This is a genomic window from Rhodopirellula sp. P2, assembly GCF_028768465.1.
Classification (GTDB): Bacteria; Planctomycetota; Planctomycetia; order Pirellulales; family Pirellulaceae; genus Rhodopirellula.
This window is the reverse complement of the sequence record NZ_CP118225.1, coordinates 2,205,681-2,218,579: the sequence shown is the minus strand read 5'-3', so window position 1 is coordinate 2,218,579 and position 12,899 is coordinate 2,205,681. Positions and strand designations below refer to the sequence as shown.

The window sequence follows — 12,899 nt, the reverse complement described above, 5'->3', positions numbered from 1 at the left end:
TTCGTGCAATATCCAAATGGCGGGCTGATGACGCCTTGCGAGCCCCCTCTTCGCATCGGATGGCGTCATTGAAATGGGTTAGGAGACGTTCGCCCCGATTGCAGCTTTCACACTGCTTGGATTTGAGGTGCGATTGGTAGCGAAAGTCGTCAAGACTTTCGACGAACCGTTGTGCAAGTCGAAACTCTTGACGAGTTTCGCTACTGAAGACTTGAGCTGTCGCGGAATAGGAGTTCGATGTTGGCTAGGTGCGGGTGCGCGTGCCCTCCCCCAGAAATCTCACTGAACGCTCGCTTTCCGACCCGGCATTGCCTGTTCGCATCTCCGTTCACACCACCGCCTTCCGCTCGCACCACCGCGATGCAACTTGGAGACGCGGGTCGGTACAATGCGTGGCTCACGCTTTCCACGCCAAGCCATGACGCTGCCCGATGCCCCCCCAGTCACTCGAGATCACCTCGCTCGCGATGGACCGCGGGAGAAAAAGGGTCGTCGACCAATTCAGCTTGTCGCTTTCTCCCGGCGAATACTGCGTCATCCTGGGGCCCAGCGGGTGTGGCAAGAGCACGCTGCTGCACGGCATCGCCGGTCTCATCGAGACAGCCGAAGGGTCGATTGCGATCCATGGCCAAGACGTGACTCGCATGGCTGCTCGCAAACGAGACGTCGGCCTGCTGTTCCAGCATGACACGATGTACCCGCATTTGACCGTCGAACAAACGCTCCAGATCGCGGTCCAGGCCAATCCCAAACGCCGTCTGTCTGCGGCCGAAACGGTCCAACGAATCCATTCCATCACGAAGACGATGAACCTGGACCCCGCCTGGCTGCCTCGACGCCCGGAGACACTCAGCGGCGGACAACGGCGGCGGGTGGCGATCGCCAAAACATTGATTCGCGAGCCCTCCGTCTGCTTGCTGGATGAACCGATGGCTGCGATCGATCGACTCGCGTCCGAGAGGTTGATGGAACGCTTGGCCGACGTTTCCAATCAAGCCGATTCGACCACATTTGTTCACGTCACCCACGACGGCGAAGAGGCGATGCGATTGGCCGACAAGATCGTCGTGATGTCAGGCGGACGCATCCTGCAGGTTGGATCTCCCACGGAGATCTACCGATCGCCCCATTCGGCGGAAGTCGCCCTCGCACTGGGATCGCCGTCATGCAATGTGCTGGCGATGGCGGAAGTCCTTCCAAATTGCCCCGCACTTGGCAAAGCACTCGAGCTGCCTGAGGGGCAATCGAGCGATGACCACGCGATCGCGGTTCGTCCGGAGGCGATTCAACTGGTGGAACCTGACCTCAACCAGAACCAGGCCTGCACCGTGACCGAACTGGGCCAGTGGCGATTCCCTGTGACCCTCTTGGAACGACGCGATCTGGGCGGTCGCTTTCTCCTTCGACTGCAACGCACCGATTCCGAAAGCTCGCCACCGCTCTCCGCAATCGTCTTTCAAAACTCGATTTCGGCGGAGGCAGGGACTCGGTGGATTTGCCAAGTCCCCCTCTCGGATCTTCGAGTCATCGCGAATTCGGCCCAGCCCTCCAATTCACCCGCAATTTGACTCTGCACTTCCACACTCAGTCCCCGGCACTCCTAAACAGGTCGGCAGGAGTCTTTCGGCATTTGAACTGTTTTGCTGTTCCCGTGAACAACCGGTGCGAACGCCCCAACGGCTCACATGGTTGTGCCCGATCATTCCTGACGACCAGCTTAAGACCTGTGGCAGGACGGAATCGTAGGTTACGATGTCTCGATGAAATCGAAACGCCCCAACAATCGACGCGGCAAGCCCAAGCAACGAAACCTCAAAGGTGGGACCGATGACGGCAAGCCCACCAAGCTGAGAATCATCGGCGGTGACATGCGTGGCCGTCCGGTGACGTATCACGGCGAGGAGTTCACTCGCCCGATGCGTGACAGCGTCCGCGAGAATCTGTTCAACATCTTGGGCCGAGCCTGTCGCGGCACGATCGCGTTCGACTTGTTCGCCGGCACCGGTGTGCTGGGCCTGGAATCGATCAGCCGTGGCTCCACCCGAGCCGTCCTGGTCGAACCGATGCGAAAGGCAATCGCCCAAATTCGCGACACGACCGAGCGGCTGGGGATCGAAGACAAAGTCCGCTTGGTGATGGGCGACGCCTTCGCTCTGGCGGATCAATTGCTGCAGCCATCCGGGCCGGAAGACGACACCGCTTGGATCGTCTTCCTCAGCCCTCCGTATCGCATGTGGACCGACCCTGAGTTCTACCCCAAGCTGAAGTCGATCATCATCCGAGTCCAGCAATATGCCCCTCCAGGCAGCGTCCTGGTCGTCGAGACCGACAACACGTTTGACCTGGAACAACTGCCACCGGGCGACTGGGACATTCGCACTTATGGCATCACACACCTGGCGTTTCTGGAACCCGGCAACGTCTGCGGTTTGGTCACTCCTTTTCCAGTTCCTGAATGAACCGCAGCAACAACGGGTGCGAGGGCTCGGCCATCTGACCGTGATTGTACCCGTCGAGCTCCATCAGCTTGGTCTGCTTGTGACCGACGACTTGCATCATCCGCCAAAGGTAAGCGTTCTCTTCATAGCGTCCCAGCATTTCCAGCTCGCGATCGCCCGTGATCAATAACAACGGCGGAGCGTCCTTGCGAACATGGAACAGCGGCGCCATGTCATCAATGACCGGCTGCCGACCATCGATGCCATGCTCCTTGCGAACAGTGAAGTGTGTGATCGTGTGACCACTGTAGGGGATCAAACCCGCGATTTGATTGGCATCGATGTCATGCTTGGCGAGCCAACGCTGATCCAGTCCGACCATGCTGGTCAAATAACCGCCGGCGGAATGCCCGCTGACGTAGATGCGATTGGGATCACCACCGTATTGCTCAATGTTTTGGAACACCCACGCCACGGCGGCTGCGGCGTCTTCCACGTAAGCCGGTGACTTGACCTTGGGATACAAGCGATAGTTCACCGCCGCAACCGCCAACCCGGGCTGCAGCAAACCACTGGGAAAGGATTTTTCCCCACCGGTCAGCCCGCCACCATGAAACCAGACCACCGTTGCAAAACCTTTCTCATCGGTTGGATGAATCAGGTCGAGACGGCAGCGTTCCTGCTGGTAGTCCGTCAATCCATCCCCAGTCCGATAGGGCACGTCCTTGTGCGTTTGAGTGGCGGGCTTGGTCGTGATTGAATCTTGGGCTGCAACCAGGCCGCCCCCAACGAAAAAAATCGCAACCAGTGCGATTCGCGAGTCAACAATTCTTTGCACTTCAAAACCTCATGCAGCGGGACAAAGGGACCGCTGCATGATAGTCGATGCGAGGCTCACGAACGGGTGAAGCTCAGCCCACCGTTTGTGCCGCCACCAACCCGGAAGACGAAGCCACCGTTTTGGCTCGGCGTCCATGTGCCTTCCATTTTCTGCAGGTCTTCCGAGCGAACCAGAGTCAAACTGCCGCCATCCAAGCGGTACTGACCGGAGAATTGGCTGGTGCTTCCCGCCTTCGATGCCACCCAAACAAACGAACCGTCGGAATCCAACTTCAACGACACCGACTGCTCACCAGGCAAGGAAACGTTCCACGATCCAACATGAGGTTGTGCAGGCGTGCTGACACTGGAAGCCGAAGTCGCCGCTCCAAACGTTGGAATCTGCGAAGGAGTCGGTGCGGGGGCCGCGGGTTGAGTTGCTGCCGCGGCTTGAGTTGGCGTGCCAGCACGTTGGTTGATCGAAGCCAACATGGCGAGTGCGGAAGCTTCCGCCGATGCAGCGGGCTGATTCGCGGGTGCAGATTGGACAGCGGGTTGAGCTTGAGCTGGCTGTTGCACAGATACCTGCTGTTGCACAGGTACCTGCTGCTGAATGGATGCTGGCTGTTGTGCGGGAGCACTTGGTTGCCTGGCAGTCTGCTGTACGGAAGCGGCTTGCTGCTGAAGTTGCTGGGCTGGCACCTGCTGGCCTGCGAAGTTGCCCTGGGCAGGTTGCTGATTGAATGGTTGCTGAACAGGTTGTTGCGGTGCAAAGGATTGACCGGAGACGGTCTGGCCAGCAATCGGTTGACTCGAAAACGGCTGCGAAGCGACTGGCGAAGACGGCACGCTGACAGGAGCGTTGTGATAAACCGGAGCTTGCCGGTAAGTCGGTTGAATCGAACGGTAGGAAGGCGTCGGGGCGGAGTAGCGATTCGACGTGCGAGCCGAGTGGATCTGCGACACGACTCGCGAAACTCCGCTGCGACGGGCTCCACCACAGGCTTGGGCTTCGAGAGCTGGTCCTGCCACGGTGCTGATCACGGAAGCGGCCAAGATCCATTTTTGAGCTTGAATTTTCATCGTTCTGTCTCCGGTCTTTGGAAAGTTTGGATTTGCGTCGCGGCGATGTCTTCGCCTTACAAACTGCCAAGCGGCAGACCTCAGGATGCGTTACAGAGAAACTTCGTCTTTTTCGAACGATGTCGACTTCACTTGGCCAACCACGATGCGAGCGTCTGGGTCGAGGTCTCGGTCTTGGTTTCTTCTTGCGTCTTGGATTCCAGTTGTTTGCTCATCGCTCCGGCAATCCGGGCGACATAGTTGATCGAAGCCGCCACGGCTTCGTCAGGAGCAGTCGCATCCAATTTCGCGACATAGAGGATCAGAAACTCGCCTGCCCCGTTCTTTTCCACGACCCAGCCGCCAATTTTCGTGGCCGAGTTTTGACGCATCAGTCGCATCATCAACTCGGCTGAGGGCTGTTCACCGCTGACCGAAACCAACGACCAGACTTTTCGCACGTCGGCACGCTGAAAGTATTCGGTGTCCTTGGCAACGAAGACGGACTGCGTGGAACCCGATGAGAGCTTCTGCTTGACCTCGTAGTGGCCGGTGGAGTGCAACTCGAATTCGACCTCGGCGTTCTTCAGAACGACTCGGCTGCCCAAAGGAGCTGATTTCCAAGGGCTTTTGACGAACGCCTTGATCTCCTGAACGTCCACGCAGTAGCTGACCAAATTCTGCGACGGCGAGAATGACTGGGCGATCGCGATCAATTCGCCGGCTTGGTTGACGACTGGCCCGCCGCTGTCGCCGGGCTTGATTGGGGTCTGTGTTTCGACGACACGAAAATCGTGCTCGCCGTGGTCCGATTTGAATTTCTTCTGATAAACCGACCGGACCGTGCCGCTGGTGTAGACCCACAGGACGTCGGAACCACCTGGGTTGCCAATCAAATCCACCGATTCGCCGGTGGCGACGCTCGATTCAGCCAACGTGATCGCTTCGGCACGCTCGGGCACCTCGGCCAACTCGATCAGGGCCAAGTCACGCTTGCGATCGACGGCGACGATCCGGCCAGGCTGAGCCAATTTCAGCACCGAATCCAGGTATTGCTTGCGTTTGACCATGGTTTCGCCGTTCTTCTTGTCTGGGAAGAAAACCACTGCGGTGCGGCTGTCACCGACCACGTGAGCGTTCGTCAGGACCAATTTTTTGTCGGCGTCGATGAAGACTCCCGTTCCGGTCGAGGTCTGGTCTTCCCCGTTGGCGGTGATGATCCAAACGGTCGAAGGAAGGGCTTTTTGGTAGGTTTCGCCGCCCGCCATGGCGTTCGTGGATTGCAGCGAGATGACCAGCACGAGGGCAGGGCAGAGCAACGACATCCAACGATGAAAAGCAATTCGAAGCATTCGAGTCAGGCGGCAGCGGAACATTGGATCACCCCATCAAATCAGGTGTGGTGCGGAACAGGGAACAAAAGACCCAGCGGATTCTGTCGCCGGGTGTTACCGAAAATCATTTCTGACGGCTGAAATTCACTTGGACACTCCCAATTTCCAGTTCGAACTGGTCGGCACCGCTCCACTTCAGCGGGAAGACCAATGGAGCCCCCGCGTCGGCCTGCAGCGAGAACTGACCTTCTTTCAGGGAGTAATTCCCGGACGACACCGTCGATTTGGAATCTTTGACGTGCACCAACTGAAACGGACCAGAACCATCCACAGTCGCTTTCAACTCGATGGCGTAGGCCTCGCCGGAAACCGGAGTCGCTAGCCATTGGCCGACCAGAGAGAACTCAGCGGCTGCGGGCTTCACCGTGCTCTTCGCTGCTTCCGCTTGCAATGGCGACCAGGCAGGCGATTTTTCCACCGCGAATTGGCTGAGCGATTGCAGCTTGGAACGCAGCGATTCAGTGGTCAGCCCCACGGCGGACAGCGTTGAACGCAGCACCAACTGCCCCGGTTTGCCAGCCTCCGCCGATTCGCGATTGACAGCAAAGAAGGTTGACGGGGTCGCTTGCCCGATTTCCATCAGCGACAGCCAGATCGCTCGTTCGCCTTCGACGGGCGTTTCGCCAAGCGTGACCAAAGCCATTTCGAAGACCACCTGTGGGGATTCGCCCTGGAGGGTCATGCGAGTTGAAAGACGCCACTTGTCCGCTTGGCTGACCACCCGAATCGCACCCAATTCCCGAACCGCATCTTCGTCGATCTCTTTCGCGAGCGGGAAGAGTTCGTCCAGGTCCTCAATCGCGTCGACTTTCGCCGCTTCGGCCTCGATCGTGAGGGTGGTCTTTTCGGACTCGTTGGTCAGCTTCGAAGACGCGGTGGTGAAAACCGAGTCCATCGCGACTTTTGAAAACAGTTCGTCATCCGACAAACCGCGGGTGGCGGGCAGAACAATGAACAACAGAGCCAAGCAGTGACTGCGGTGTGTGAGACGCATGGGTTCGCTCGTTTTAAAAGGGAAAGGATCACGCACGCGTGTGGGCGATGCTTTCCAAGCGAAACCTCGGTCAAGTTGTTACCGATTGGAGTTTCCAAAAACAAATTCGTTTTTTCCAGTAACAACTTTGGCACTCGACCGCTTAGCCGTTCAGTCACAAGACGAACGACAGCGAACCGACGCGGCAAACTCGCTGGCGACTTTCTTCACCGCCGCACAACCAACTTCTTGAATGGAAACAGAACGATGTCCACACGAAACCTGATCACCGCTGCTCTGGCTCTGACCTTCTGCTTGGCTGGCACCGCCGTCCAAGCCGACGACAACTTGCTCGCTCGCTTGGCCGCTGCCGAAAGCAACAACACAACCGACATGGAGACCGCCGACGTAGCCTCGGCTGACGACATGCAACTCGGACTGGCTGACGTCGAATCGCTGCTCAACGATGGTGAAGACGGAGTGGATTCGGAAGAAGCGGTCGCAGCCTGCTATCGCCGCTTCCGTGGCAACTACGGCCATCGCAGCTATGGGCACCGCAGCTACAGCTACCACAATCATTACAGCTCTTACTACAGCCCCTACAGCTACGCCTCGTACAGCTACGCCCCTGTCGTGCACTACAAACCTGTTGTGCACCACTACTACACCCCCGTCTACACCAGCTACTGGGGATGCTGGTGAACCACTTCATCTGGTGATTGTCTCGCAACACCGGATCACCACCAACGCACGGCATGCCCGGTACATCCCAACAGTGGATTGCCGGGCTTTTTCATGAATCATCTAAAACGTCTCCAAGGCACAATCCCATGTATCGCACCACCTTTTCCGTGAAGGCACTCAACACGGCCATCCTGTTCATCGCGTTCGTGACCATCGGCATCGTCGCGTGCCAAGGCCAAGGCTTCCTCGTTCCAGCCGACGAAATCGGCGACTTGGAAATCGTCGAGGTCAAACAACTCCCGGTCATCGATCATTCTTGCGGCCCGCGTTTCGGGATCGTGATCGCCAACCAGAGCAACCGCTGCGTCGACAACTTTCACGTCACCGCCATCGGATCGCTTGGCCAAGCGAGACCACATTCACCACGCGTCACCGTGATCGCCAAACACATTCCCGCCAACGGAGCTCTGCAGGTGGAAGTCGCACTGCCCATCGAGACACTTGCCATGGGCAACCGCGGTGGGCTGATCATCGGGCTGCAACATTTGACCGTGCACATCGACAGCTGGGACGAGTTCTTCGAAAGCGACGAATTCAACAATCGCCAATGCTTCCCATTGGATTCCTTGCCAATCGAAACCATCGAGACCGTCGCGATCGAAACGACAACGGAGGTGGCTCCGGCGACAACCGGTCCGGCCACAACGGTGCAACCCAACGTGGCTCCCCCCACCAACTTCGCACCACAAGGCAGCGAAATTGGTCCAGCAGCCCCTGCCAACTCAGCAGTGCCTCCCCAGGACCCGCTGCGTTCGGCCATCCAGCAAATCACACCGAAGGCAAACAACCTTTCGCAGTGATTGATTCCACCGAACCGTCATGGACCCAACGGTCAGGCCTCAACGCGGCGTGGCCGTTGTTTCGTTGGAGAGCACCTCTGCCAGCACGGCCCAGGTTCGAACGATGATGCGGTAGCTGGCAAACGCACCGAGCAGCCCGATCATGCCCGCGATGATGGCGATCAACAGATACTCCTTCGCTTGACCTTCCCCAAACACGATCAAGGCCGCTCCCATCAACGGGATGACCGCCGCGATCAACAAAAAGGATTCGCTATCACCGATCATCTGCTGAGCATGACGTTCGAAGTTGGGATCCCGCATCGTCGGTCGAATCATCCTCGGGTAGTGCACACAGGTGGCGACGACGTTCAGTGCAAACAGCGGGTACACCATCGCCACCCCGCCACAAATCATCAACGACGCAAAGAAATGAAAGGCTTGCCCGTCCGTGAATTCGTCAAACCGGGCTTTCAACAACAGCGGGTACACCATGCCAGCAATCAACCAACAGGTGCCTCCGATCGAGGCGGCTCGATATCCCAGACGCAGCATTGAGTTCAGCTCCTGCTCGCCCACCGAATCGCCTCCCCGCGACGCCTTCAATGCTCTCGCGGACGCACGTGTGTAAATGACGATCAATCCCACGCCCAATGGGAAGGCAACCGAATTCACCCAGAGGGCAAACTCATCCAGACTTGGCCGCATTTCCTCCGGCATGATCTCGCTGTGGTTGTAAAAGTAGTTGATGAATCCCGCCGCGATGTTGGGCAGCAAAATCGAAACCACGGAAAGCCACCACGGAGAAATCTTTCCCAACGCGTGCATCCACGATCCCGGCTTGGGATCAAACAAACGTGCCGCTTCCGGATGCATCGCCAACCGCAGGCTACCGCCCATCGCCGTGCCGTTTTCCGGGCGATCCGCGGGATCCACCGACAACGCGGATCGCAACACGCTTTCCAAGACGCGTTCCGACGGTGTGTCCAATCGATCGGGAATCAAAAACTCCCGCTGCCGGGCCGCGTGTTGCTCTTCCAACAACTCCGTCCAAGACGGAGTCCCTGGAGCACAATCAAACGGTCGTTTGCCTTGCCACAATTCCCACAACAACACCGCCAACGAATACAAATCCGCCGCCTCAGCGACATCTTCCGGACGCCCCTTTCGCGTGATGCTCATCGCATCAAGATGCTCGGGAGCCATGTAACCAACCGAACCACCCAGCGAGGATGCGGCACCGGCACGACCAGCTGTCCCAGCCATCGACACATTGAAATCCGCGAGTTGCGGCAAACCTTCCGCGGTCAATAAAACGTTGGCTGGTTTCACGTCGCGATGCAGCACCCCCGCTTCGTGCGCGGTCTGCAAGGAATCGGCCAACTGCATCCCCACCCAGGCAACCGCCTTGGACCATTCGCATCCGGACAACCACGCCCGCGTGGTCGAACGATCCGGAACCACCTGTGCCGACTCGAGCAGTGCCTGGTCCACCGACTGCAGATAAATGTCTCCATCGCGGTTGGCCAGCGGAACCGAGCGAGCCAAACGAACGACCTCCGCCAACGTGCCACCGGGATGGAACTGCATGTAGAGCAAATACAACTCGGACAAGTTGCCATTCGCTTCGTCATCACGGACCGCCACCTGCCGCTGATCAAAGACTCGCACGATGTTGGGATGATCAAACTGCGCGAGTGCTTGAGGCTCGTCCCCGGTGTCGTTGGCAACTTTCAAAGCGACCAATCGCGACATCGTATTCTGGCGTGCCAGGTACACATGAGCGAATGCACCCTCTCCCAGTTTCTGAATGATCTCAAAATCATCCACCACCGCTCCCGCCTTGAATTCCGTCGGCGGCCCACGGCGAGGCGTTTTTGCAATCGACGCGTGCTGCTCGGCCGACGAATCAAACAGCGGTTGCAGAACCGGTTCGAGATGCGGGAATCGATCTTGATAATGCGCGCGTTCCGGGGCCTGCCCACATTCGCGGCGGAGCTGGATCTCTTCCATCACCAAGTCAAATGGCGCCGACTCCGCTGTGAACCATTCCGGAAATGCCTCGAAGTAGTCATCCAGCCATCGCGGGCATTCGTTCTGAACCGCGATCGCCATGCTCATCTTCACCATTTCGACCAAGACAAAACGGCCCGAGCGATCACCCGCCTTGGCATCGCTCTGAACGCGTTTTGGGAGCAACTCCCAAACTCGCTGGGGAGTCCCACCGTCATCGTGTTCCGCCAAGCGTTCCAGGCACTCCAGCAGGATCTCATCCAAATCCAGCGTGGAATCCTCCGCGGTGGCGGAAGCACGGCCTTTGGATGACAGTCGAGACGTCATGACGCTGAAAGGGTGTTTCGAGATTCATCGAACTGGAAAACATGACGGCACGCCCATGATAGCGATCCCCCCGGTAAGATGGCATGCATCTGATTGGTTGCCCTTTCTCGCCCGCCCGCCACTCGCTGGTTCTCCTTCGGTTCCCACGATGAACGACGAAAGCTCTCCCGACCCATCGAGCTCCCAGACGGACGATCCGCTGGTCCAGCGAATCCGCCAGCGAGACGTGGACGCGTTGGGCGAATACATCGCTCAGCACCGCGAGTCGTTGTTCCGGTTTGTCAAATCCATCACCGGCGAACACCTGCTGGCACTGGTCGAAGTCGATGACCTGATCCAAGAAATTGCCACCGCCGCCATTTCAGGATTGCCAACAGCGCCGCTGGACCAATACTCGGTGATGCAGTGGCTGCAACAACTCGCTCGCAGACGAGTGGTCGACGCCCACCGATTCCACTTCGACGCGAAACGCCGCGACGCGGGCCGGCAACAATCCATTCACGGCGGCGGTGCGTCGAGTGGTGACGACGGAGCCATGGGCATGGAACAAATGCTCGCCGCCAGCATGACCTCCCCGAGTGCCGTGGTCAGCCAGAACATTCGCCTCAACGCGATGTCCCAAGCCATCGGTCAACTGAGCGAAGAGCAGCAAACCGTGATCCGCCTTCGCTACGTCGATGGCATGCCCACCAAACAGATCGCAGAACAACTCGGCAAAACCGATGTCTCCATCCGAGTCCTGCTGTCACGCAGCATGCGACAACTTGAAAAGCAACTCGAAGCCAACCGCCCAACACGCTAGGCAACAGTGGCCTAGGCATTCAGTCTGTGAGCGACCCTGCCTAGGAACGCATGTTGGACCGGATCGCATGTGAGTCCCGCTGGCCTTCCGCCGTATCGGTTTGGACGCAACTGGCTGACTTTGAATTCCAAGTCATGCTCACGCTCAGCGTCACGGTTCTTTCGGTGCGTCGTTCTGCTGGAGAGAATCGAGATCGATCCCACAAAGCACAAATTTGCGGTCTTCAACCCACTCCTTGTTGCGGAGATTGGTGCTGCGTTGCTTGATTTGTTCTACCAAACCATCGAGTTCGTCATTCGAGAGTGAGTTGCTTGCCTTTGCATAAGCCAAACGCACGCCGCACCAATGCAAAGATTCCCAAGGACGTTGCAACTTGTCCAAATTCGTGATCAGTCTGACGAACATCGCGTCGTCACGGTCTTCGGTCAAAGACATGTCACGACCAATTCGCTTCGTTTCAGAGATCCACTGGAACCGCCTTGCGGCTTCTTGCGATTCGTTTTGCCTGTCCAGCTCCAACAAAGACTGACTGAGCAGAAGGTATGCGTCGCTATCCGTCGAATCCAATAGCACTGCCTTGCACAAAAGCCGAACTGCTAGCAAGTGATCTCCCTGACGTGCAAGGATCGCTCCCTTGGCAAAACACCATTCGGAATCGACACTCTCGATGCGTGAGACGTCATCGCTCCAGCCGCTCAGGAGTTCTTCGTCTTCGAGGTGGAGGTAGACACGTCCCAAAAGTGACAACGCATCGCTAGGAATTGGTTCAATTCCTTCGAGCTCTCTTCTCGCCAAGTCCCATTCGCCTCGACTGAGATTGAATCCAGCCCTGCCGAGATAGCCGATTGGAGCGAGTTCCTCGAGCGTGGTATCACCATGCAACGGTTGCCCACCGGAAAGCAAGTGCCGAAGCTCGAGTTCTTCGATGTCCCCCTGTCGACAAAGTGTTAACAAGTGCTCCATCGCTTCCGAAGTTCGGCCTTGCCGAATCAGCAATTCAGCCAGCTTGCGATGAACCAACGTTGCTTCAGGAGCTTTCTTCAAAAGCATGCGGAAACGCCGCTCTGCTTCTTCCCACTTTCCAAATTGAACCATCCACTGGGCAGTCTGCCCCCAAACAGGAAGTCTTGCGTCAGGCGTGGTCAAAGCCAGTCTATCAAGCATCTGGATCGCTTCTGGGAAACGCTGGCGTCTGCCTAAGACACGAGCCATTAAAAAGATGGATCTCGGATCATCCGGAGCTCGACGCATGACTTGGCGAGCAAGTCGATAAGCTTTGTCATGGTCATCAGCTTCCAACGCAATTGCAGCCTCATCTTGCAAGGCAAGCACTCCGATTTCGAACGTTTCTTCTTCCCTTCCTTGAAACGTTGTCCGGGGCGGTTCCACCACTGCCTGGCTGGCGACTGCCTCCGCTTCCGAAGACGCCCCACTCTGCTGAACACCGGCCCGAAGGGAAATCCCTTGCTCGGGGACGGTCTGGGCTTTCTCTGAATGACAGCCTGCCGTCAGGGTCGCCAGCACACAAAAGCAGACAATTCCCCTGAA

General features: G+C 57.7%; 11 protein-coding genes. 5 read left to right on the top strand and 6 right to left on the bottom strand.

The window, feature by feature from the left end:
• Nucleotides 1-506 precede the first annotated feature (506 nt).
• Together PSR62_RS07800 and PSR62_RS07795 are read left to right on the top strand one after the other, a co-directional pair.
• A complete protein-coding gene (locus tag PSR62_RS07800; protein ID WP_274407229.1) occupies nt 507-1,568 on the top strand; it encodes an ABC transporter ATP-binding protein in 1,062 nt (353 codons plus the stop codon).
• Nucleotides 1,569-1,760: 192 nt separating this feature from the next.
• On the top strand, nt 1,761-2,459 hold the full coding sequence (locus PSR62_RS07795) for an RsmD family RNA methyltransferase (RefSeq protein ID WP_274407228.1): 699 nt from the start codon (nt 1,761-1,763) through the stop codon (nt 2,457-2,459).
• Here PSR62_RS07795 and PSR62_RS07790 read toward each other — a convergent pair.
• The 4 genes from PSR62_RS07790 to PSR62_RS07775 all read right to left on the bottom strand — a co-directional run bounded on the left by PSR62_RS07790 (nt 2,434) and on the right by PSR62_RS07775 (nt 6,707).
• Complete coding sequence (locus tag PSR62_RS07790; protein ID WP_274407227.1) at nt 2,434-3,276, bottom strand: alpha/beta hydrolase; 843 nt, start codon at nt 3,274-3,276, stop codon at nt 2,434-2,436. The genes PSR62_RS07795 and PSR62_RS07790 overlap by 26 nt on opposite strands.
• 56 nt (nt 3,277-3,332) lie before the next feature.
• The gene (locus PSR62_RS07785) at nt 3,333-4,340 is read right to left on the bottom strand and encodes a hypothetical protein (RefSeq protein ID WP_274407226.1); all 1,008 of its coding nucleotides are present in this window, start codon (nt 4,338-4,340) and stop codon (nt 3,333-3,335) included.
• A 128-nt stretch (nt 4,341-4,468) separates the two neighbouring features.
• Nucleotides 4,469-5,695, bottom strand: coding sequence for a S1 family peptidase (locus PSR62_RS07780; RefSeq protein WP_338020148.1), 1,227 nt, complete (start codon nt 5,693-5,695; stop codon nt 4,469-4,471).
• Between the two features lie 82 nt (nt 5,696-5,777).
• On the bottom strand, nt 5,778-6,707 hold the full coding sequence (locus PSR62_RS07775; RefSeq protein ID WP_274407223.1) for a hypothetical protein: 930 nt from the start codon (nt 6,705-6,707) through the stop codon (nt 5,778-5,780).
• 246 nt (nt 6,708-6,953) lie between these two features.
• Here PSR62_RS07775 and PSR62_RS07770 point away from each other — a divergent pair, with 246 nt between their 5' ends.
• Nucleotides 6,954-7,388: a hypothetical protein gene (locus PSR62_RS07770; RefSeq protein WP_274407222.1), complete on the top strand. Its 435-nt coding sequence runs from the start codon at nt 6,954-6,956 to the stop codon at nt 7,386-7,388.
• Between the two features lie 128 nt (nt 7,389-7,516).
• Nucleotides 7,517-8,230, top strand: a complete 714-nt coding sequence (locus tag PSR62_RS07765) for a hypothetical protein (protein WP_274407221.1) — start codon at nt 7,517-7,519, stop codon at nt 8,228-8,230.
• A 39-nt stretch (nt 8,231-8,269) separates the two neighbouring features.
• Here PSR62_RS07765 and PSR62_RS07760 read toward each other — a convergent pair whose 3' ends face one another.
• Nucleotides 8,270-10,549 (bottom strand): serine/threonine-protein kinase, encoded by a 2,280-nt coding sequence (locus PSR62_RS07760; protein WP_274407220.1) that lies wholly within the window; start codon nt 10,547-10,549, stop codon nt 8,270-8,272.
• 148 nt (nt 10,550-10,697) lie between these two features.
• Between PSR62_RS07760 and PSR62_RS07755 the strand changes: the two genes are divergently transcribed.
• Nucleotides 10,698-11,351 carry an RNA polymerase sigma factor gene (locus PSR62_RS07755; protein ID WP_274407219.1) on the top strand — a complete coding sequence of 218 codons (654 nt, stop codon included), beginning with the start codon at nt 10,698-10,700 and terminating at the stop codon, nt 11,349-11,351.
• A gap of 150 nt (nt 11,352-11,501) precedes the next feature.
• Here PSR62_RS07755 and PSR62_RS07750 read toward each other — a convergent pair whose 3' ends face one another.
• Entirely contained in the window at nt 11,502-12,683 is a 1,182-nt protein-coding gene (locus tag PSR62_RS07750; protein WP_274407218.1) for a tetratricopeptide repeat protein, read from the bottom strand.
• Nucleotides 12,684-12,899: the final 216 nt, after the last annotated feature.